This window comes from Streptomyces morookaense, assembly GCF_013030945.1.
Taxonomy (GTDB): domain Bacteria; phylum Actinomycetota; class Actinomycetes; order Streptomycetales; family Streptomycetaceae; genus Streptomyces; species Streptomyces morookaensis.
Genome location: NZ_JABBXF010000010.1, coordinates 163441 through 184112, shown reverse-complemented (window position 1 = coordinate 184112; position 20672 = coordinate 163441). Strand labels below are relative to the sequence as shown.

The window sequence follows — 20672 nt, the reverse complement described above, 5'->3', positions numbered from 1 at the left end:
GTCAGACCCCTTCTCGAAGCAACATGTGATGGACGGACCCGGCGACCGTCGTGAGCGGGGCAAGGTTGTCGCGGTCGGTCCAGTCCTGCACACAGCGCCGGACGATGCGTCCGCAACGCATGTCGCCGTGAACCACGCCGGCGAGCAGGTCCAGGAGGACCCGCTGCAGCCCGGTGTTGCGTTCCGCGATCCCGGCCCAGCCACGTAGCACCTGTTGGGCCTCGCGGTTGAGAGAGGCATCGCCGAGAGCCTCACGCCACAGAAGCACCAAGGGCTGCTGCACGGGTTCGATGACGGTCGCCAGGTGGAGCAGGACCGGCCATCCCTCCGGTCCGTCTGCGGCGGTCTCCACTACCAGCGAGGCGGCGACGATCAGGAAGGCGAGGAGGGAGGTGGGACGGGTGCGGCTGTCGGCGATTCCGTCCCATAGAGCGGTCAGCACCGTCGGCGCCAGCCGGCGGTCGTCGGCCACCAGGTCGGCGAAGGCGTCGCCGACTGCCACGGCGACCTTGACATGGTCCACGGTCGCCAGCCGCATGAGGGCCCGTACGCTGTCATCGGTCTCCATGCCACCGGGGCACAGGCCGTGGATCCGGGCCGCCGTCGCCTGCCCCAGCGGGCGGGAAGGATCGGCGTACAAAGCGGTTGTCAGGGCATTGATCTGCGGCTGCAGCCGGTCGGTACCGCCAGCGGCGACCAAGGCGTAGGCGACCGCGGCACGCAGGCGCGCGTCCCTGTCCCATGACCAGCGCCTGAGGACGCGGTCCTGGAGATATCCCCAGGACTTCGGCAGCAGACCGCCGAGCGCCATGGCGGCATAGATCCGCACCTGGGCGGCCGGGTTCCTGGCCAGGTCGCGGAACCAGTCGAGCAGGACATGCTGGATCGCGTACTCGTACCAAGCGTGCCGCAGCACGAGCTTGGGATACTCGGGGTCGAGATATTCGAGGTTTTCGGTGTCGTCTTCGGGGCCGTTGACCGGGCGATGGGCCCGCAACCTCGTGAGGAGCTTGCGGCGGGGCCACGCGAACGGGTCGCGGGTCGGTGCGCTGCGTGCGGCGTTCTGCTCACGCGATCTGGCGTCGGCGTCCAGCCGGGCAAGGAGTGCCCGGGCCGCTTCGGCAATGTCCTCGTGGGGCAGGCCGTTCAGGGCAGCGAGCGCGATGGCGAAGCAGCGCAACGCGGGGTCGGTGAGGCCCTCGGCCCAGATTTCGAAGTTCTCCGCCTCCAGACGGTCGAGCCGGGCCCTGATCCGGTCCACGGACAACTTGCCGGACTGGTATTCGTCGCAGAGGGCGGAGGCCAGCTCAGCGGCTGCCTTGCACGTGGGAGAGGCCACTAGAAAGGAATCAACAAGGGTTCTGACATCGGGCTGCGCCTGCAACTCCGTACTCGCGGGGCCACCCAGCTTCCAGTCGAGGTAGCGGGACACAATGCCCTGGATACGTTCCGGCGCGGGCAGATCCTTCACGTGCGACAGCAACTCGCTGTCGGAGAGTTCGGTGGCGGGGACGGTGACCACCATGGTCGCCTGGGCGCCCAGCAGCGCGGTTTCCAGGCTTTGAAGCAGCTCGCCGTGCAGGTTGGCGATGTCGTCCGGCTTGTCCAACAGGAACCCCGCGCCTGGCTCGATGCCCGCCTCGCCGAAGCCGTTCTCCAACCGCTCGATGAGCGAGCTGAAGTCCACGGATCGTTCCAGGTGGTAGATGGGCCCGTCGCCCGCACCGATCAGCAGCCGGACGGCTGCCGCGGTCTTGCCGTGTCCGGCTGCACTGCGCAACAGAATGACGCGGTGCAGGCGTAGGCACTCCCGGATTTCGTCCCACCGGGGTGGTGCCTCGAACGCGAAGCGCACCCGCTCGATCAGGAGCGGCGAGACCGGGCGCAGGCGTTCGCGGCGCCCGCCGAGGAGGAAGACGTATTTGTTCCCACCGACGTAATCGGCGCCGATGTTGGCGGAGGCATGACGCAGATGACCGTGGCGCTGGGTGCCCTGGCCGAGTTGAGCGGTGGCCTCGGACGCGTCGTTCCCGGAGCCGATGTGCTCATCGCCTTCGCCACCTTGTGGCTCCGTCGTGTCGGCGGGTGTGTCGCTGCCCGCTTTGCTGTCGGTTTCAGCGGGGACGTCCGAGGGGGCTGGCGGTGCATCGTGTGCGGGCGCGGCGCTGTCGCCCGGTGCCTGTGGTTGAGGGGTTGTCACAGCTCTACCGAAGCCCCGGGTAGGCGCCGTCGACGTACACGGTCTTGTCACCGGCAACCACGTCGCCTTGCACGGTGTTGCCGGTGATGCTGATCGTCCCGGTGGCCGGGGCCTGCGCGGTCGATGCCTGCGCGGCCGGCGATGACGTGCCTGTCGGGACCGGCCGGGCTGCGACTTCCAACGGCGGGAGCCCGGGTGGGGCGCTGTAGCCAGGAACGGTCACCCAGGCCTCGATCGGCTGCCCGTGCTTGGCCTCGAACCGCACTGGCAGGTACGCGGCAGGATCGAGCGGACGATATCCGTGCTGCACGACATCCCGATAGACATCGGAGGACACGCTGAAGACCAGATGGGCATGGTGGGCTGCGGTCAGCACATCCCGCAACGGCTTGGCATCCACCAGTCGGAACGTCGTGTTGATGGCATCCCCCGACCAGCCGTGCTCGTCCCTGGACGCCAGCCCTTGGTGCAGTGCCACGCGGAACCGCATCGCAGCGGCGGTGCTGGTGAGTACAGCCCTCTCTCGAAGATTGTCGTGCAGTTCACGGATGAAGTCGCCGGCGAGCAGCACCGGCGGGATGGTGGACGGCACCAGGATCAGGATGCCGTCTCCGCGGTCCTCCATGACGACGTCCTGCCCGGCAATGCCGGCTCGGGACAGCGACTCCTCGACGACCTCGTACATCGCACGGCGTACGGCTCGCTGTACGGGATTCTTGCGCGGGCTGAAACTCTCCACGTCCAGCACCATGATCCAGTAGTGCAAGGCCTCAGCCTGCATCTGCCCTCCCCGTTGACTTGAGCCGCTTTGGACGTGCCTCGTTACTACGGCACGTAGCAAACGTCGTCCACGCCATTTGGCGCAAAGAGTAACTGCACATGTCCCGCCTCGGATCACCTTGCCGACAGGCTGGGTTGATGACCAGCCGGATCTCTCAGCGATCGCATCGGTACTCTGGCAGACAGGCCTGGAGCCCAGAACGGTTTCGCGCCAACTCCGTAGTTCTGGAGGGCAGGAAGGGGGCGGCTGACCGCCATGGACCGGAAGATGATCTACCGAATATGGCCTGCAACTCGCTGGTTGTCCTGTGATCTTTGAAAGATCAGGGCATTACGGGAAAGTTGGGTTCGTCCAGCCAAGTGCGCTGCCCGGCAGGGTGGATCGTGAGGCCGAAGCGGTTCGGACCGGGACGCCCCTCATGTCGCCTGTGCGGTAAGCGAAGGAGTCAGCTCGCCGAAGGCGCTCTCCCAGACGTCGCGGATGTCCCGGCTGATGAGGGTACGCAGCACCGGCCAGATGGCGATGAGTCGCTCCCGGTTCAGGTAGTGGACCAGGTCGTCGTGCTGCCCTTCGGCCAACAGGATCCTGTAGCAGCTCATGCGCAACCGAGGCCGGCCGAGATCGAACTCGGTCAGGCCGGACCACGCGAGGTGCAACGGCAGGCTGACGGTGCCGTGTGCAGGGCCATGGAGTTCCGAGAGCTCAAAAGGGAGCCGGCGGGTGAACCCGGCACGGCGAAGCTCGCCCAGGCTTGGCGTTGTTGCCGGTCCCCTCACGGCGACGTCGCGTACCGCGTCCCCACGTTCCCCGCGTGCCATTCGTGGTTGCCCGTCACCCAGTTGTGCAGGCCGGTCACGAAGCGGGCCACGAGGGGGTTCGTGGCGGACAGGACGGCGGCCTGTTCCTCGAAGAGGTGGACGATCTCGTTGTGGACCTCGATCGCCTTCTGGAAGGCCTCGTGGATGGAGCAGTCCTCCTCCGCGGCGATCACCGTGGGCAGGCTGTAGTGGAAGCGCTCGCTCGCCTGCTCCTTGCGCAGGGAGTAGAGGTCGTTGCAGATGGTCGCCGCGTTGGAGGACAGGGCGACGGCCCGCTGTACCGCCGGCTCCGCGAAGAGGTGGGCCGGGAGTTCGTAGCCGCCCACGGAGTCGGTGAGGGTGAGGCAGGGGCGGAAGCTGTTGAACTGGCGCTGCACCAGGTATTCCCACACCGGCGGAGTGCGGCGCTGGCTGATGCAGTCGCCCTCGGCGCCGTAGCCGAGGTAGAGGTTGACGATGTCGTGCCGGAAGCGGTGGGCCTGGGCCGGGGTGGACAGGGTGTAGAAGTGGTCCATGGCCGACCGCATCGAGCGCAGGGCCGGGTGGGCGTCGAGGCCGGCCCGCCAATCGGCCTCGTAGCGCGGCGTGTTGTGGGCCGGATCGATCGCGGACTGTGCCACGGCCAGGGCCGCACCGCGGCGGTCCGCCGTGCCGCCGTACTCCGCTTCGCAGAAGTAGTCGTCCACGGCGTTCTCGGCGATCAGCAGGCGGGCCGCGGCCATGAGATGGTCGATGCTGGGCGCGTCCGGATGGCACAGGACCACCGACCGCCCCGCGTCGAACGCGAGGAGCCCGTCCCTCAGGGAGGTGTCCGGGTAGAGGTCCACTTCCTTCTCGGCCCACTCGACGAGCCGGTCGTTGACCTCGTCGGCCAGTGCGCGGTCGTCCCGTACGGCGGGCGGGCAGTAGAGGCCTTCGATGCGCGGTGACGACGGCCGTTCCACGGCTGGTGGCTCGTCCGGCACCGCCTCGGGAACCGCCTCCGTCACGGCGGCGGCCGCCAGGCGCAGGGAATGCGTCCCGAGCCCGCTCGGTCCGGACAGCAGTTGTGCCAGCGAACGGAGCGGGCCGGCAGCAGCCGTCGAGACGTCGGTGGTGTCTGGGATTGCTGCCGTCATCCTGAACTCCGTCCACGGGGACCCGACTTGGCGCTGCTCTCGGCCTTCTCGTTCAAGCTCTTTCAAGGGGGTAGCACGGCACGCGGGGCCGGTACAAGGTCGCGCTCAGCCGCCCAAGGCGCTGACGTGCACCTCTCCGACAACCCGGAGGGACAGGTCCATCCTCCGGAGTGACATAGGTACCTCGGCCGGCGCGAGCCCGACGGCCCGGGGCACCCCGCACCGCCGGGGTGCCCCGCACGCGTCCGTCAGCCCGTGCGCCTGCGCAGTGCCGGATCCGTGAGCTCCGGCGGGATCCAGCTCCCGTCCTCCCGGCTCACCAGCATCTCGCCGGGCGGGACGATCTCGTCGATCCTGTCCAGCACCTCCTCGGGGAGGGTGATGTGCGGTGCCTTGAGCTGGCTCTCCAGCTGTTCCCGCGTGCGCGGGCCCACGGCGACCGACGTGACGTCCGGGTGGTTGAGGGCGAACGCCAGGGCCAGCTCGACCAGGGTGATGCCCGACTCCTCGGCCAACAGCGCCAGTTGCTCGACCGCGGCGAGCTTGCGCTGGTTGGCCGGGACGGCCGGGTCGTAGCGCTTGGGCCAGCGGCCCGCCCGCGGCGTCGCCCCCTGGACGCCGTCCGCGCGGTGGCGGCCGGTCAGCCAGCCGCCCGCGAGCGGGCTCCACGTGGTCACCCCGAGCCGGTGCTTCCGGCAGGTGGGCAGCACATCCGCCTCGGCCTCGCGGGCCAGCACCGAATACTGCGGCTGTTCGCTGACGAAGCGGCGCAGCCCGGAGGCGCTCGCCGCCCACTGGGCCTCGACGATGCGGTGCGCCGGGAAGTTGGACGTGCCGATGTACCGCACCTTGCCCGCCGTCACCAGGTCGGACAGGGCCTCCAGGGTCTCCTCGATGTCGGTGTTCGGGTCGGGGCGGTGCACCTGGTACAGGTCGATGTGGTCCGTGCCGAGGCGGCGCAGGCTCTGCTCCACCTCGTGCACGATCCACCGGCGCGACAGGCCACGGGCGTTCGGGTCGACGCTCATGTTCCAGAACACCTTGGTCGCCAGGACCACCCGGTCCCGTTTGCCGGACTTGGCGAGCGCCTTGCCCACGATCTCCTCGGACTCGCCGCCCGCGTACGAATCGGCGGTGTCGATGTAGTTGATCCCGGCGTCGAGGGCGCGTTCGATGACGGCGACCGACTCGTCGGGGGAGTTGCGTCCCCAGGAACTCAGCATCAGTGTGCCCAGGCACAGCGTGCTGACCTTGACGCCCGTTCCGCCGAGGTATCGGTATTTCATCGTGAGGCCTCCGTGCCGAGGACCGAGCCGAGCTGCTCGGTGATGAACCCGCCCACTTCCGCAGGCCAGTTGTAGACGAAGTAGTGGTTGCCCGGGAGCTTGCGCAGGGTGCAGGAGCCCTCGGTGTAGTCCGCCCATTGGGGAAGCAGGTCGTCGCTGGTCATGAAGTCGTCGTCGCCGGCGAGGGCGAGGACCGGCGGGCCGATCAGCGGGTCGGTGCCGCCGACGGAATAGCTGCGGACCATGGTCTGGTCGGCGCGGAAGACCGGCATGAACGCCCCGGCCATGGCACGGCTGAGCCCGGCCGGCACGCCGCCGACCGACTGGAGTTCGGCGAACAGCTCGTCGTCCGGCAGGGGCGCCACCTTCTGCGACCACTCGTTCGGCAGATAGGGCGGGTTGCGTCCGGAGACGACGAGCAGCACGGGCTCCTCGGCGCCCGTCCGGCGCAGGTGCCGGGCCATCTCGAAGGCGATGACCGCACCCATGCAGTGACCGAAGAGCACGAAGGGCGCCCCGTTGCGCTTGCTCTCCATCTGCTCGACGAGGTCGGTCACGGCGGCGGGAACCGTCGGCGAGAACGCGTCCCTGGCACGGGGGCCACGGCCCGCCAGTTCCAGCGGGACGACGGTGAGTCCCGGTCCGATCCGGCTGTTCCAGCGCCGGAACGCGCCGGACGTCCCGCCCGCGTGGGGGACGCAGAACACCTGCACGTCCTGATCGTGCATCGCACCTTCTCCTTGCCTGCCGTGACGTGGTTACTTGTGGAAGTGCGAGGTGTCCGTGGCCACCACGCGTACCCGGTGCGGCCGTTCACCGGGCATGAGGAGGCGGCCGAGCCTGCCGGTCACGGCGTCGGCGGTGGTCCCCGCGGGGTCGACGGCCTCGACGACCAGCTCGACGGCCGGGCCGTCGCCGCCTTCGCCGTCCGTCACCACGGTGTGTGCCCGGACGACGCCGGGCAGGGACTCCGCGGCCCGCTTCATGGAGTGCAGCGACACCTTCTCGCCGCGTACGACGACGAAGTCCCGCAGCCGGCCCGCGAAGTGGAGGTAGCCCGCGGCATCGATGGAGAACAGGTCGCCCGTCGCGAGCCGGCCGGGAGCCGGCAGCGGCCGGCCGCGCACCTGGCCGGCCTTGCGCCGGATGACCGTGTCGGACTCCACCACCAGCTCGCCGACGCCGTCCTCGCGGACGTCGCGCAGACCGACGTGCACGCCGGGCAGCGGCAGACCGGCGGACTCCCAGCGCTCGGGCGGCTCGTGATGCGCCGCGAGCGTGGCGACCCGCGGCCCGGCCTCGGTGAGCCCGTACGTCAGGTAGAGGTCTCCGTCGTGCAGGGCGAGCAGCTCACCGACCTGAGCGCCGGCGAGACGGTCGCCGCCCACGGTCAGCGTGCGCAGCCGGCCGGGCAGCGGTACGGCGTCGTCGACGAGCTGCCGGGCCAGTGTCGGCGTGATGGACGAGACGTCGATGCCGTGCGCGGCGATCGCGGCGCGGTAGCCCTCGGCGTGGAACGGCGGCCCGCCGATCACCAGTCGCGCCCCGACGGCGAGCGCGCTGAGTGCCTGGGCCACCAGTGCGTACGAGTAGTACAGCGGCAGGATGACCAGCACGGTGTCGCCGCCCCGCACGCCGGTGGCCAGGTTGTGTCGCCGTGCGTTGCGCAGGAGCGCGTCCAGCCGGTTCACGCACGCGCTGAACATGCCGGACGTGCCGGAGGTCAGCATCACCACGTCACCCGGCTCGTACTGTTCGGGGTGGTCCTCGCGGGTGGCCGTCCGGACCAGCCGGTGCGTCCCGGCCGGGTACGTCCGGTCCGCGCCGAAGGCGTGCGCGCGCCGTTCCGTCGTCACATAGGCGCCGATGTTGAGGTGCCGGGCGAGCTCGGTGACCCTGCCGGCGGGGGTGGACGGGTTGACGAGCAGGGGGACGAGGCCGGTCAGCACGGCGGCGAAGAACTGGGTCAGCAGGTCCCTGCCGTTCGGGAGCCCGATCGCCACCAGGGTGCCGGGCGGCAGTCCGGCTCGCCGGTAGTCCTCCATCGTCCCGGCCAGCGTGCAGTGCGGCGCCCCGGGCGGGGCCAGGTCCACGGTGTCCCGCAGGAAGGCGTCGGCCTCCTCGAAGGAGACAACGGGCCCGGCGAGCAGCGAAGTTGTCATGACTGCCTTCCCCATACGGTGCAGACGGCGGTGTGTCCGGCCTCGTCCGCCTCGTGGGTGAGCAGCAGGACGTACGGTGCCAGGGCCCGGCCGAGCAGGCCGCGGGCCACCGTGAGTGCCGCGTCGGTGCCGTGGGCGGGCGGCATGGTCAGCGTCAGTGACGGCCCCTTCAGCTGCCACTCGCGGCAGACGGCGCCGGCCAGCAGTCCGGGGTTGGCCCCGGCGAAGTGCAGGGGGGAGACCCGGCCCGCCCGGATGCGCCGGACGATGCCGTGCATCGTGCCGATCGTGGCGTGGGCGCTGACGGCCAGCACGGCGGTGTCCTCGCGTGCCGCCAGCACCTCCGGCACGTCGGCCAGGGCCCGGCGTGCCGCCTCGACGGCCAGCCAGGCGACCGGATCGGCGTACGTCGACGGTGCGTTCCGGCTGAATTCCTCCGGGTCGGTGCTCGTCACCTCGGCGCGGGCCAGCACGGATTCCGGTGGTGCCACGAAGGGAACGGCTGCGGGGTTCACGACGTACCTCCGTCCACAGTGAAGACAAGTGCGGTGTTGAAGCCGCCGAACCCGAGCGTGAGGCTGACGCCCGCGGTGCCGTGCACCGTCCGGCGCCCGGGCCGGACCAGGCCGGCCGCCTCGCCGATCGGGGTCCGCAGCCCGGCGACGGGCGGCGCGGTCCGGTCGCGCAGCGCGAGGACCAAGGTGATTGCTTCGACGGCACCGCAGGCGCCGAGGGAGTGCCCCAGGGCCCCCTTCGTGCCGAACACCGCGGGTGCGTCCGGCTGTTCGCCGAACACCATCGCCAGGCCCCGGGCCTCCGCCTCGTCGTTGAGGACGGTGCCCGTGCCGTGCGCGCTGACGGCTGCGATGTCCGTCGCACCGAGGCCGCTGTCGGCCAGGGCGCGTTCGACGGCCGTCCGCACGGTGCGGCCGTCCGCGGCGGGGGCGGTCAGTCCGACTGCGTCGTTCGACGCGCCGACGCCCCGCAGGACCGCGTACGAGCGGCCCGCACGCGAGGCGTCCGGTTCCAGCACGAGGAACCCGGCACCCTCGCCGAGCAGCATGCCGGAGTGCCCGGTGTCGAACGCCCGGAGGCGCTCGCCGGTCATCGTGCCGAGCATGGAGTGCGCGAGGCGTTTGGCGGGCGTGAGGATGTCGGCACCGCCGCACACGACCGCCCGGTACCGTCCCGACCGCACCAGTTCCGCGCCGACGAGCAGCGCGTCGGACGCCGCCGAGCACGCCGTCGAGACGCAGACCGGGGCGCCGGGGAAGGCGACCGCCTCGGCGCAGCGCCCGGCCCAGTCGTACAGCGACTCCGCCTCCTCGTCGAGGTGGGCCCCGTAGCTGGTGCCGAGCACGAGCGCCACTCCGTCCTCCGCCGGGTCCAGGCCGGCGTCGGCGAAGGCCGCGCGCAGGCCCTTCGCGGCGAGTGCGGTCAGGCGCGCGCCGTGGTCCGGCCCGGGCGGCACCGACGGCACGGAGGCTGCCAGCTCGTTCCGCAGCGGGAACGGCGCGCCGAGAGGTGCGAAACCGTCGTGGCCCGCCAGCAGTTGCTGCCAGACGTCCTCGATGCCGTCGCCGAGCGGGGTCGACCAGCCGAGGCCGGTGACATGTATTCCGTGGGTCATTTCACGGCGGGGACAGCGGCCGTCTGCGCCTTCTCGATGTAGGCGACCAGGGTGCCGATGGACATGAAGTTCTCGGGGTTGAAGTCGTCGTCGGAGACGCTGATTCCGAACTTTTCCTCGACCTGGTAGCGCAGTTCGACGAACCCGAGGGAATCCACGCCCAGATCGCGGTGGAAGTGGTCGTCGAGCGCGATCTCGTCCGGGCTCGACTCGACGTAGAGCTTGGTGACGAGGATGTCCTTGATGATGTCGGCGATGGTCATCGTATTCCCCTTCGGATTGCCTGTTCCGCTGTACGGGGCGAGACGCTACGGCCGTCCGGCGGAAGCGCTCAAGGTGCTTGCCCCTTAGGGAAATCGGCCATGTTTCCAAGGAGGCACGTATGTGGTGAAGGGTGTGTGCGCCGACATAAATTCACCCGGCAGTAAGCGAATTGGCGGCCTTGGGCATGCCGGGAGAGGGAGTGGGATGGACACCACCGAGGAGACGCGGGAAGCCGCCGTCAGTGTCACCGGCCTGTGGGTCGCCGGGCTGCGTGCCCTGGAGTCCGAGCGCCCGGACCGGGTCTTCGCCGACCCCTATGCGCGCGACCTCGCCGGAACGGAGTTCCACAACGCCCACCGGCTCACCGGTGCCGACGAGGGATACGCCCTCAGTCCGGTCGTGCTGCGCACCCGGTTCAGCGACGCGGTCCTGACGGATGCGGTCGGCCGCGGAATCCGCCAAGTGGTCATGCTCGGCGCGGGGATGGACACGCGCGCCTACCGGCTGCCGCTCCCCGCGGACCTGGCGCTGTGGGAACTCGACCGGGCCGAGCCGCTGGACTACAAACGCGCCGTGCTGGAACGGGCCGGCGCCCGCGCCGCGTGCCGTACGGTCACGGTGCACGCGGACCTGGCCGACCCCTGGGAGGAGGAGCTGCTGGGCGCCGGCCTGGACACCGGTCTGCCCACCGTCTGGCTCGTCGAAGGGGTCTTCCTCTATCTGGACGCCGCGACGGCCGAATCCGTGGCGGCCGCGATCACCCGGCACTCGGCCCCGGGCAGCGTCCTGGTCTTCGACGCCTACGGCGAAGGGGCCTTCGACGCACCGGCCTTCGCCGGCTGGAACGCCGCCTTCGCCGAGCGCGGCACCCTGCTGGGGCCGCCCCAGGACGAGCCGGACCGCTGGATCGCCCGGCACGGATGGCGGGCCGCCGCCTACAGCCGCCAGGACGTGCTCGCCGGCCGCTGCCCGTGGGCGCCCGCGGAGCCGCGCCGGGTGGCCGAGGCGTTCCTGGACCGTTCCTGGATGGTCCGTGCCGAACTCCCCGCCCCCGACGGGTCGGCGCGATGATGCGCCCCCGTCCGGGACGGCCCTGCCCGTCCGTCAGACGTTGACGCCGAAGTCGCGCGCGATGCCCACCAGGCCCGACGCGTAACCCTGGCCCACCGCGCGGAACTTCCACTCCGCGCCGTTGCGGTACAGCTCGCCGAAGAGCATCGCCGTCTCCGTCGCCGCGTCCTCGCTGAGGTCGTAGCGGGCTATCTCCTGGCCGCCGGCCTGGTTGACGATGCGGATGTACGCGTTGCGCACCTGGCCGAAGTTCTGGGCGCGCGTCTCGGCGTCGTAGATGGAGACCGGGAAGACGATCTTGTCGACGTCGGCCGGGAGGGCGGCCAGGTTGACGTTGATCTGCTCGTCGTCGCCCTCGCCCGCGCCCGTCGTGTTGTCGCCGGTGTGGACGATCGACTGGTCCGGGGTGGACTTGTTGTTGAAGAACACGAAGTGCCCGTCCGAGTAGACGCGGCCGCCCGCGTTCACGGCGATGGCGCTCGCGTCGAGGTCGAAGTCCGTGCCTGTGGTGGTACGGACGTCCCAGCCGAGGCCGACCGTGACGGCGGTCAGGCCCGGGGCCTCCTTGGTGAGGGAGACGTTGCCGCCCTTGGACAGGCTTACAGCCATGGGATGGGTCCCTTCGGATCGAGCTGATCGAGATCGACTGGTGCGTCATCCGGGAGAACGCTCGGTGGGGGCCGTGGGGTTCCGGGGTTTCTTTACTTTCTTTGCCCGGTCATGGTTCTGGTGCAAAACGATGTGACGGTGCGGCGGGCCATGCGGAATCATGGGACACATGTCCGGTCCCCACGTCATCCGCGGCTCCGTCTCCCTCCCGGAGGCCGAGCTCATGTGGCGTTTCTCCCGGTCCTCGGGGCCGGGCGGGCAGCACGTCAACACCAGTGACAGCCAAGTGGAACTGCGCTTCGACCTCGCGCGCACGGACGCGCTGCCGCAGGTGTGGAAGGAGCGGGCGCTGGAGCGGCTCGCCGGCCGGCTCGTCGACGGGGGCGTGGTCGTCGTCCGCGCCTCCGAGCACCGTTCGCAGTGGCGCAACCGGGAGACCGCCGCCGTCCGGCTGGCGTCCCTGCTCGCCGAGGCGACGGCGCCGCCGCCCAAGCAGCGCCGGGCCACGAAGATCCCGCGCGGAATCAACGAGCGGCGGCTGCGCGAGAAGAAGCAGCGTGGCGAGACCAAACGCGGGCGTACCGGGCGTGATTGGACGTAAGGGGTGTAAGGGCGTAAGGGCGTAAGGGGTGTAAGGATGCTGAGCCCCGCCTCGCTCAGCCCAGTTGGCGGTAGCGGCCCCGGAAGTATGTGAGCGGTCCGGCGTCCGTGCTCGGTGCCGTCGCCGTGAGGACGCGGCCGATGACGAGCGTGTGGTCCCCGGCCGGCACGCGCTGCTCCGTACGGCATTCCAGTACCGACAGAGCTCCGTCGATCAGCGGGGCGCCCGTCGCCGCGCCGTGCCCGTGCGGGACGTCCGCGAACAGCAGCCGGTCGCTGATGCGGCCCTTCATGGCGAAACGTGCCGCCACCTGCCGCTGGTCCTCGGCCAGCACGGAGACCGCCCAGAGGGGCTGGCGGGCCAGCAGGTCGTCCATCCGGGAGTCGTTGCGCACGCTGACCATGACCAGCGGCGGCTCCAGCGAGACGGACAGGAACGCCGTCGCCGTCATGCCGACGTCCTCGCCGCGCGGGCCGTCGTCGGGGTCGTGCGCGGTCACCAGCACCACGCCGGCGGCGAGGCGGGCGAGGGCGGCACGGAATTCGTCGGCGCTCACCCCTTCAGGATGGGCTATGCCGGACGCGGCGGGCGGGGTGGCGGAGGTCGTCTGCAACACGATGTGCACGCTAGCGGCCTTTCCCCGAAGGGCGCATCGGGCTGCGGGACCAGGCCCTGGACCTAGGCCGGTGGCACATCCATCCGATCGCGTATTTGCGTTCGTAAGGCGTTTCGTGTGGCACAAGGAACCTCCGAACGCCAGTGCCCGGACGGCCCCCTCGTTTGTGACATGAGTCACATGAAGCGCTAATTGTTGACCCTGTGTACCGAGCAGTCAGCTCGCTGTGATTCAGTGGCCGTGGTAAGCGGACGACAAAGAATCCTGGAGTTGCTGTTTAGGTCTCGGGGGAGAGCGAGCTATGGAGACCGAGTCGGAGCCATATGTCCGCCTGGCCACCTTGCGGCAGGTGCATCAGGTCGTCGCGGAGCTGAACACCGCGCGAAGTCTCGCGGACACCTTGCAGACCGTCGCGGACGGCATCGTCGCCGGGCTCGGGTACGAGCTCGCAGCCGTCAACCTCGTCCGGCCGGACGGGGATCTGGTGGTGGCCGCGGTGGCCGGGAGCGCCAGCGCGGAGGCGCTGCTGTCCGGCCGGGTCGGCTCACGCGTGTCGTGGGAGCGGCGGCTGACCATGGGCGACCAGTGGGGGGACCTGCGGTTCATCCCGTACACCGAGGGGTGGGTCCTCGACGAGGACGACGTCCCTCAGTGGCACACCGCCGGGCCCTCCCCGCGGTTCGCCGACGAGTGGCATCCCATGGACCGCCTCTTCGCCCCGATGTACACGACGGGGCCCTCCGGGGGCGAGCTCCTGGGCGTCATCTCGGTGGACAAGCCGCGCAACGGGCGGCGCCCGGGCGCCTGGGGGCGCGAGGCGCTCCAGATGTACGCATCGCAAGCCGCCATTGCGATCAGCAACGCTCGTCTACGCGCAAATATGCAGCGCGCCCTGGTCCGGCTCGAACGTGAGCAGCAGGCCCTGCGCGCCAGCGAGGAGAGCTTCCGGCAGGCCTTCGAGTACGCGCCCAGCGGAATGGCCATCGCCGAGCTCGGCGGCGACCAGCACGGGCGGCTGCACCGCACCAACGACGCCCTGTGCCGGCTGCTCGGGCGCTCCGCCTCCCAGATGCGCCGGTACTCCTTCTCCGACCTCGTCCACCCCGAGGACATAGGCACCCTGCTCCGCACCTCCGCCGAGGGCGGCCGCGCCGAGCTGCGCCTGGCCCGGCGCGACGGCACGTATGTGTGGGTGTCCCTGCGCAACTCGGTGGTCGCCGATGCGGCCGACGGGCCGCGCTTCCTGCTCACGCACGTCGAGGACATCGAGGAGCGCAAGCGGCACGAGCTGCAGCTCGCCCACCGGGCCAGCCACGACTCGCTGACCGGCCTGCCCAACAGCGCCGAGCTGCGCGCCCGGCTCAGCGCCCGGCTGTGCGGGAGACCGCCGGGCAGCGAGACGCACGCCGCGGCGGACGTCGCGCCGTACGGCTGCCTGGACGGCTTCGCCGAGGTCGAGAGCGTCGCGAGCACCGACCCGTACGGGCACGGCTTCGGCTCGGACACGGCGCCGGACTTCGTGCCGGACGAGTACGCGGACGGGGGTTATGCGCACGGGGAGTACGCGCACGGGGACTATGCGCACGGCGGCTACGCCCACCACCACGACCACCATCACGTGCACACGTTCGCGCCGGACGAGGACGGCGTGGACGGGGCGGGCGGGGACGGCGACGCCAGAGGACTGGCCGTTCTGTTCTGCGACCTCGACGGCTTCAAGGCCATCAACGACCGCTACGGGCACCACACCGGCGACGCCGTCCTCATCGAGGTCGCCCAGCGGCTGAGCAACGGCGTGCGCGAGGGCGACACCGTCGCCCGGCTCGGCGGCGACGAGTTCGTCGTCCTCGCGGACGGGCTGGGGCCCGCGGACGCGGAGGACCTCGCGGTGCGGCTGCGCAACGCGATCATTCCGCCCATAAGGGTCGACGGGCGCGCGGTGCGCGTCGGAGCGAGCTTCGGCATCGGCTGGGCGGGCTGCGGAATGTCCGCCGACGAAGTGTTGCACTCCGCTGACCAGCGGATGTACATCGAGAAACGGTCCCGCGCCAAGGCCGGCCGACGGGCAGGATAGGTGGCGCACGGCGTGATCCGGCCCGCTCGGGGTAGGCTGCGCCGATGCGGCGCAGCCGCCGAGCGTCGTACGAGCGAGCGCGTACAGAGCGTGGGCGCCGATGGGCACACCATGTGGGGAGTGACAGGGGATGACGGCCGGCAACAACGGCAACGACACCGGGACGCCGGAGAACGACGACCCGTTCGGCTACCTCTACCGCTCTGAGGGCGGCGAGGCCGGCACGGACGCGTCCGCCGAGCGCCGGCCCGGGGTGCCCCGCACCTCGTACAACCAGGTACGGCCCGTCGGCTCCCGCCAGTACGGCCAGCCCGCGTCCGCCCAGCGGCCGCACCCGCACTACGCGGCCCCGGAAACCCTGCCGGGCGGGGCTGCGCCCCAGGCTCCGACGGGGTACGCGGCGGGTCCGGCCGCCCCGGCACGTCCGAAGCGGCGGGGGCCGCTGATAGCGGCGATAGCGGTTGTCGTGGTTGTCGCGGGCGGCATCGGGGTGGCGATGCTGACGAACGAGACGTCGTCGACGAAGGACGACAAGCAGAACTCTGCGGGTGAGCAGAAGTCCGGCAAGGACGGCAAGTCGGGCGACGATTCGAAGAAGGCGAGCGACGAGCCCCAGAACCCGTCCGCGGCCGGGATGCTGAAGCGGGACGCGGCAAGCCTGCGCCTCAGCGGCGGCGCCACGACGGCCAAGGACGTGCAGGGCGCCAAGGCCGACGGCGGTACATACATCACCGGCATGAACAAGCCGGGTGCCGCGGTCGAATGGACCCTGGAAGTGCCGCAGGCCGGCGAGTACACGGTCTTCGTGGGGTACGGCGTGCCGGGCACGGACGCCAACTCGACGCTCACGGTCAACGGCCAGGCGAGCAGCCGGCAGCTGAACATGAAGAACTTCGCCCAGGCGAAGAACGGCGAATGGGACAAGGGCTGGACGCGCACGTTCGCCTGGATCGACCTCAACAAGGGGACGAACACCATCAAGGTGTCCTGCGAGCAGGGCAATCAGTGCAACTTCAACCTTGACCAGCTGTGGCTGAAGCCGGGGCATGTGAACGGGTAGCGGTGACGAAGCCGAGGGCCCGACCGGACGTCGGGCCCTTCAGTATGTGCTGGTGGGGCAACTGACCGCCCGCAGGAAGTTCGCCACCGTCGTCGCCATCGCCTTGCGGGCGTCGGCGAGGTACCCGCGCGGGTCGACCGTCGACGGGTGGGCCTCCAGGAAGGCGCGGATCGCGCCCGTGAAGGCCGTGTTGAGGGCCGTGCCCACGTTGATTTTCGTCATGCCTGAGGCCACCGCGCGGCGGAGTTCGTGGTCCGGTACGCCGGAGGAGCCGTGGAGGACCAGGGGGACCGGGACCGCTGTGCGGAGTTCGGTGATCAGGGTGTGGTCGAGGGTGGCCGTGCGGGTCGTCATCGCGTGGGTGCTGCCTACCGCTACCGCCAGGGCGTCGATGCCCGTCTCCGCCGCGTATGCGGCCGCCTCCGTGGGGTCGGTGCGGATGCCGGGGGTGTGGGCGTCCCCCGCCTTGCCGCCGATGCGGCCCAGTTCCGCTTCCAGCCACAGGCCGCGGTCGTGCGCCCAACGGGCCGCGGCCGCCGTTGATTTGACGTTGTCGGCGTAGGGGAGCTTCGACGCGTCGAACATGACCGAGCTGAAGTCGTGCGTGTGGGCGGCGTGCAGGAGGTCCGTGCTCTCGACGTGGTCGAGGTGCAGGGCCAGGCGCGCGGTCGAGGCGCGGGCCACGGCCGCGGTGGCGGCGGCGATGGGGGTCAGCCGGTTGCCGTGGAACTTCACGGCGTTCTCGGAGATCTGGAGGATGGCGGGGGCGCCCGCCGCCTCGGCTCCGGCCGCGATCGCTTCGGCGTGTTCGACGGTGATGACGTTGAAGGCGGTTACGGCTCCGCCTGCGGTCATGAGGTCTGCGGTGCGGACGAGGGGCATGCGGTTCCCTTTCCGTTCTGGTCACGCCATGGTGACCCTGACCTTCGGCAGCAACTCCTCGTACAGCGCCGCGTCGAACTCGCCCGCCACCGGGGCGTTCACCGTCGCCGCCGACAGGGCCACCGCCCGTGCCAGGCGGTCCGGCCAGGGCAGGTGCCACGCCGCGAGGAGGGCGGCCACCGCCGCGTCGCCCGCGCCCGTCGGGTTGCCGCGCACGGGGCGGGGCGGGGTCGCCCGCCAGGTGCCGTCGGGGGTGACGGCCACCATGCCCTCGGATCCCAGCGAAGCGGCCACCGCGTGGGCGCCCCGGCGGCGGGCGTCGCGGGCCGCCTCCAGGGGGGCCGTCGAGCCGGTGAGCGCGGCCAGTTCGGCCGCGTTCGGCTTGACCAGGTCGGGCCGGGCGGCGATGCCGCGGCGGAGCGGTTCGCCGCTGGTGTCCAGCACCACCGGCACCTGCCGCGCCCGCGCCTGCCGCACCAGGTGCGCGTACGCCCCCACCGGCACGCCGGGCGGCAGACTGCCGCACAGCGCGACCGCCTCCGCACCGGCCAGCAGCCGCACATAGCGGTCCTCGAAGGCGATCCACTCCTCCTGGGTCACCTCCGGGCCCGCCTCGTTGAGCTGTGTCGTGTCACCCGTCGACTCGTCGACGACGGCGACCGTGCGGCGGGTGGTCCCGGATATGGAGGCGAGGGCATCGGTCACGCCGGGCGCCGTCTCCGCGAGAAGGCGCCGCAGGGTCTCGCCCGTCGGACCGCCGGCGAAGCCGGTGACCACCGCGTCGTGGCCCAGCGCGGCCAGCACACGCGCCACGTTCAGGCCCTTGCCGCCGGGCCGTTCGGCGGACCGGTCGACGCGGTGCTCGGTGTGCGGGAGCAGCCGCGGGACGCGGTACGTCAGGTCGAGCGCGGCGTTGAGCGTGACCGTGAGGATCATCTGCGTCTCTCTCACATCTCTCGCACCGGTGCGTCGTTGCGTCAGTTGCGTCAGTTGCGCGAGCGATCATGCCAAAACAGCGGCGGCAGGCCCAGTCCCCCCGGGCCCGCCGCCGCTGCCGAAGTGGGGCGACAATCAGCGCACTTCGGGAGCGACCACCCAAGTGCCCTTGCGCATCACGCCCACGAGCTCGTACGCCTCGTCGAACACCACCAGGTCCGCGTCCTTGCCCGGCTCCAGCGAGCCGACCCGGTCGGCAACGCCCAGCAGGCGGGCGGGGTTTGCGGACAGGGCCTGCACCGCGGCCTCCACCGGGAGTTCGTCGATCGTCACCGCGCGCTTGAAGGCCGTGTCGAGCGTCAGCGTCGAGCCCGCGATCGAGCCCGCCGTCGGGCCGTCCGCGATCCGGGCCACGCCGTCCTTGACCTCCACGCGCATCGGGCCGAGCGGGTACATGCCGTCGTTCATGCCGGCCGCGCCCATCGCGTCCGTGATGAACGCGACCCGCTCCGCGCCCGCGCGGGCGAACGCCAGCTCCAGGACGGACGGGTGCAGATGCGTACCGTCGTTGATCAGCTCGACGGTGATCCGCTCGTCCTCCAGCAGCGCGGCGATCGGACCCGGCGCGCGGTGCAGCAGCGAGGGCATCGCGTTGAAGAGGTGCGTGGCGACGGTCGCGCCCGCGTCGATCGCCTCCAGCGTCGCCTCGTACGTGGAGTCCGTGTGGCCGACCGCCGCGATCACGCCGTGGTCGGCGAGCAGTCGGACGGACTCCAGGCCGCCCGGTAGTTCGGGCGCGAGCGTCATCATCCGCGCCGCGCCGCGCGCCGCGTCGACGAGCTTGCGCACGTCCGACGGGTCGGGGTCGCGCAGCAGGTCCGGCTGGTGCGCGCCGCAGCGGTGCGGGGAGATGAACGGGCCCTCGAAGTGGATGCCCGCCAGGTCGCCCTGCTCGGTGAGCTCGGAGAGGACCGCGGCCTGCCGGGCCAGGTCGTCCAGGTCGCCGGTGACGGTGGAGGCGACCATCGTGGTCGTGCCGTGCGCGCGGTGCGTGCGGATCGCGGTGAGCGCCTCCTCGGCGCTGCCCGCGGAGAAGGACGCGCCGCCGCCGCCGTGGACGTGCATGTCCACGAAGCCGGGGACGATCCAGTGGCCGGACAGGTCGAGGGTCCGGTCGCCCGTGGTCCGGGGTGCGATCTCCGCGATGCGGCCGCCCTCGACCGCGAGGGCCGTCCCCTCCTCCGCCACGCCCGTGGGCAGGACCAGCCCGGCTCCCGTGAGAACTGTGCGTTCGGCCATCAGGCGGTTACCTCCGTGGCATCCGTGGCGTGCTGAGTGATGAGGTCCCAGGCGAGCAGGCCCGCGCCCAGGCAGCCGGCGGTGTCCCCGAGGGCCGCCGGAACGATGTGGGGGAGCTTCTGGAACGTGACGCGCTCCGCGACCGCCGCACGCAGCGGTGCGAACAACGTTTCCCCGGCCTCGGCCAGCCCGCCACCGATGATCAGGGTGCCGGGGTCCAGCAGGGTGACGGCCATGACGAGGCCGTCCGCGAGGGCGTTCACGGCCTCGGCCCAGACCGCCGTCGCGCGCGGGTCGCCCGCGGCGACGGCCTTCGCACAGTCCGCGGCGTCGGCCTGCGGGTCGCCGCTGACGCGGGCCCAGGCGCGGCTGACGGCGCTCGCCGAGGCGACCGTCTCCAGGCAGCCGCGGGCGCCGCAGCCGCACGGCTCGCCGCCGGGGCCGGGGCGGACGGCGACGTGGCCGATCTCGCCCGCGCAGCCGTTGGCGCCCTCCTCGACGCGGCCGTCGATGCCGATGGCGCCGGCGATGCCGGTGCCGAGGGGCACGAACAGGAAGCGGTCGGCGCCGCGGCCGGCGCCGATGCGGCCCTCGGCGAGGCCGCCGGTGCGCACGTCGTGGCCGAGGGCCACCGGGCCGCCGACGCGGTCGGCGAGGAGGGCGCGCAGGGGGACGTCGCGCCAGCCGAGGTTGGCGGCGTAGACCGCGGTGCCGCCGGCGGTGTCGACGATGCCGGGCACCGCTATGCCGGTGGCGGCGGGCGGCTCGCCGTAGCGGCGCTCGCCGAGGTCGCGGAGGTCTGCTGCGAGGTCGAGGATGCCGGTCACGACTGCGTCGGGGCCCTGGTCGCGGCCGGTGGGCCGCCGGGTCTCGTGCAGCAGGACGTGGTCCGCTCCGACGAGGGCGGCCTTGATGGCGGTGCCGCCCACGTCGAGCGCGATGACGTGTTTCACGGGGACAGTTTCGCGCGGGTGGACCCGAAAGGTCTAGTCCACTCGCGGGGCGCCCATGTGGTCTGCGGCCACCACGGCGCCCCGCCGCCGGTGCCGACGCGTTATGCGCCCACCACGGCGCCCCGTCAGGGGCGCGGGGAACTGCGCGAGCGACCACGACGCGCCGACAGCCGAGGTACCCGGGGCTGCGCCCCGGACCCCCTGGGGTGGCGCCCTGCCTTCGGGCCGGTGGGGGCTGGTCGCGCAGTTCCTCCCCCAGCTACCGCTGGGAGGTGCCCCCAGCGCCCCTGACGGGGCGCCGTGGTCGCGCCC

20 protein-coding genes are annotated in these 20672 nt (G+C 71.3%); 4 read left to right on the top strand and 16 right to left on the bottom strand.

The features are described 5' to 3' along the window. Nucleotide 1: 1 nt before the first annotated feature. From HG542_RS06420 to amcB, 10 genes are all read right to left on the bottom strand, one after another. Nucleotides 2-2200 carry a hypothetical protein gene (locus HG542_RS06420; protein ID WP_171079075.1) on the bottom strand — a complete coding sequence of 733 codons (2199 nt, stop codon included), beginning with the start codon at nucleotides 2198-2200 and terminating at the stop codon, nucleotides 2-4. Nucleotides 2201-2204: 4 nt separating this feature from the next. Continuing rightward, nucleotides 2205-2981 carry a hypothetical protein gene (locus HG542_RS06415; RefSeq protein ID WP_171079074.1) on the bottom strand — a complete coding sequence of 259 codons (777 nt, stop codon included), beginning with the start codon at nucleotides 2979-2981 and terminating at the stop codon, nucleotides 2205-2207. 416 nt (nucleotides 2982-3397) lie between these two features. Further along, nucleotides 3398-3799 (bottom strand): transcriptional regulator, encoded by a 402-nt coding sequence (locus tag HG542_RS06410; RefSeq protein WP_229922546.1) that lies wholly within the window; start codon nucleotides 3797-3799, stop codon nucleotides 3398-3400. Further along, a complete protein-coding gene (locus tag HG542_RS06405; RefSeq protein WP_171079073.1) occupies nucleotides 3754-4917 on the bottom strand; it encodes a family 2 encapsulin nanocompartment cargo protein terpene cyclase in 1164 nt (387 codons plus the stop codon). Before HG542_RS06405 ends, HG542_RS06410 begins: the two co-directional genes overlap by 46 nt. Nucleotides 4918-5165: 248 nt before the next feature. Continuing rightward, entirely contained in the window at nucleotides 5166-6203 is a 1038-nt protein-coding gene (locus tag HG542_RS06400; protein ID WP_171079072.1) for an aldo/keto reductase, read from the bottom strand. Further along, nucleotides 6200-6931 (bottom strand): thioesterase II family protein, encoded by a 732-nt coding sequence (locus HG542_RS06395; protein WP_171079071.1) that lies wholly within the window; start codon nucleotides 6929-6931, stop codon nucleotides 6200-6202. The genes HG542_RS06400 and HG542_RS06395 overlap by 4 nt, the downstream gene beginning before the upstream one ends. A gap of 30 nt (nucleotides 6932-6961) precedes the next feature. Further along, entirely contained in the window at nucleotides 6962-8365 is a 1404-nt protein-coding gene (gene amcH / locus HG542_RS06390) for an adenylate-forming 2-oxoglutaryl-ACP ligase AmcH (RefSeq protein WP_171079070.1), read from the bottom strand. Further along, the gene (gene amcG, locus HG542_RS06385) at nucleotides 8362-8880 is read right to left on the bottom strand and encodes a cispentacin moiety biosynthesis protein AmcG (RefSeq protein WP_171079069.1); all 519 of its coding nucleotides are present in this window, start codon (nucleotides 8878-8880) and stop codon (nucleotides 8362-8364) included. The genes amcH and amcG overlap by 4 nt, the downstream gene beginning before the upstream one ends. Further along, complete coding sequence (gene amcF, locus HG542_RS06380; RefSeq protein ID WP_171079068.1) at nucleotides 8877-9995, bottom strand: cispentacin biosynthesis acyltransferase subunit AmcF; 1119 nt, start codon at nucleotides 9993-9995, stop codon at nucleotides 8877-8879. Before amcF ends, amcG begins: the two co-directional genes overlap by 4 nt. Next, on the bottom strand, nucleotides 9992-10258 hold the full coding sequence (gene amcB, locus HG542_RS06375; protein WP_171079067.1) for a cispentacin biosynthesis acyl carrier protein AmcB: 267 nt from the start codon (nucleotides 10256-10258) through the stop codon (nucleotides 9992-9994). Before amcB ends, amcF begins: the two co-directional genes overlap by 4 nt. Before the next feature lie 205 nt (nucleotides 10259-10463). Here amcB and HG542_RS06370 point away from each other — a divergent pair, with 205 nt between their 5' ends. Then, the gene (locus HG542_RS06370) at nucleotides 10464-11330 is read left to right on the top strand and encodes an SAM-dependent methyltransferase (protein WP_171079066.1); all 867 of its coding nucleotides are present in this window, start codon (nucleotides 10464-10466) and stop codon (nucleotides 11328-11330) included. Between the two features lie 33 nt (nucleotides 11331-11363). Here the strand turns inward: HG542_RS06370 and HG542_RS06365 are convergent, their stop codons facing one another. Continuing rightward, the gene (locus tag HG542_RS06365) at nucleotides 11364-11939 is read right to left on the bottom strand and encodes a TerD family protein (protein ID WP_171079065.1); all 576 of its coding nucleotides are present in this window, start codon (nucleotides 11937-11939) and stop codon (nucleotides 11364-11366) included. 169 nt (nucleotides 11940-12108) lie between these two features. Here HG542_RS06365 and arfB point away from each other — a divergent pair, with 169 nt between their 5' ends. Then, entirely contained in the window at nucleotides 12109-12540 is a 432-nt protein-coding gene (gene arfB / locus HG542_RS06360; RefSeq protein ID WP_171079064.1) for an alternative ribosome rescue aminoacyl-tRNA hydrolase ArfB, read from the top strand. Between the two features lie 55 nt (nucleotides 12541-12595). Here the strand turns inward: arfB and HG542_RS06355 are convergent, their stop codons facing one another. Then, a complete protein-coding gene (locus tag HG542_RS06355) occupies nucleotides 12596-13156 on the bottom strand; it encodes a flavin reductase family protein (protein WP_171079063.1) in 561 nt (186 codons plus the stop codon). A gap of 301 nt (nucleotides 13157-13457) precedes the next feature. On the opposite strand from HG542_RS06355, the gene cdgB reads away from it, so the two are divergent. After that, nucleotides 13458-15230 (top strand): diguanylate cyclase CdgB, encoded by a 1773-nt coding sequence (gene cdgB / locus HG542_RS06350; RefSeq protein ID WP_171079062.1) that lies wholly within the window; start codon nucleotides 13458-13460, stop codon nucleotides 15228-15230. Nucleotides 15231-15360: 130 nt separating this feature from the next. Then, a complete protein-coding gene (locus tag HG542_RS06345; RefSeq protein ID WP_171079061.1) occupies nucleotides 15361-16290 on the top strand; it encodes a CBM35 domain-containing protein in 930 nt (309 codons plus the stop codon). A gap of 39 nt (nucleotides 16291-16329) precedes the next feature. Here HG542_RS06345 and HG542_RS06340 read toward each other — a convergent pair whose 3' ends face one another. From HG542_RS06340 to HG542_RS06325, 4 genes are all read right to left on the bottom strand, one after another. Then, nucleotides 16330-17172: a class II fructose-bisphosphate aldolase gene (locus HG542_RS06340; protein WP_171079060.1), complete on the bottom strand. Its 843-nt coding sequence runs from the start codon at nucleotides 17170-17172 to the stop codon at nucleotides 16330-16332. 21 nt (nucleotides 17173-17193) lie between these two features. Next, nucleotides 17194-18108, bottom strand: coding sequence for a 1-phosphofructokinase family hexose kinase (locus tag HG542_RS06335; protein ID WP_171079059.1), 915 nt, complete (start codon nucleotides 18106-18108; stop codon nucleotides 17194-17196). Nucleotides 18109-18243: 135 nt separating this feature from the next. Continuing rightward, nucleotides 18244-19407, bottom strand: coding sequence for an N-acetylglucosamine-6-phosphate deacetylase (nagA, locus tag HG542_RS06330; protein ID WP_171079058.1), 1164 nt, complete (start codon nucleotides 19405-19407; stop codon nucleotides 18244-18246). Continuing rightward, complete coding sequence (locus HG542_RS06325) at nucleotides 19407-20360, bottom strand: ROK family protein (protein WP_171079057.1); 954 nt, start codon at nucleotides 20358-20360, stop codon at nucleotides 19407-19409. The genes nagA and HG542_RS06325 overlap by 1 nt, the downstream gene beginning before the upstream one ends. Nucleotides 20361-20672: the final 312 nt, after the last annotated feature.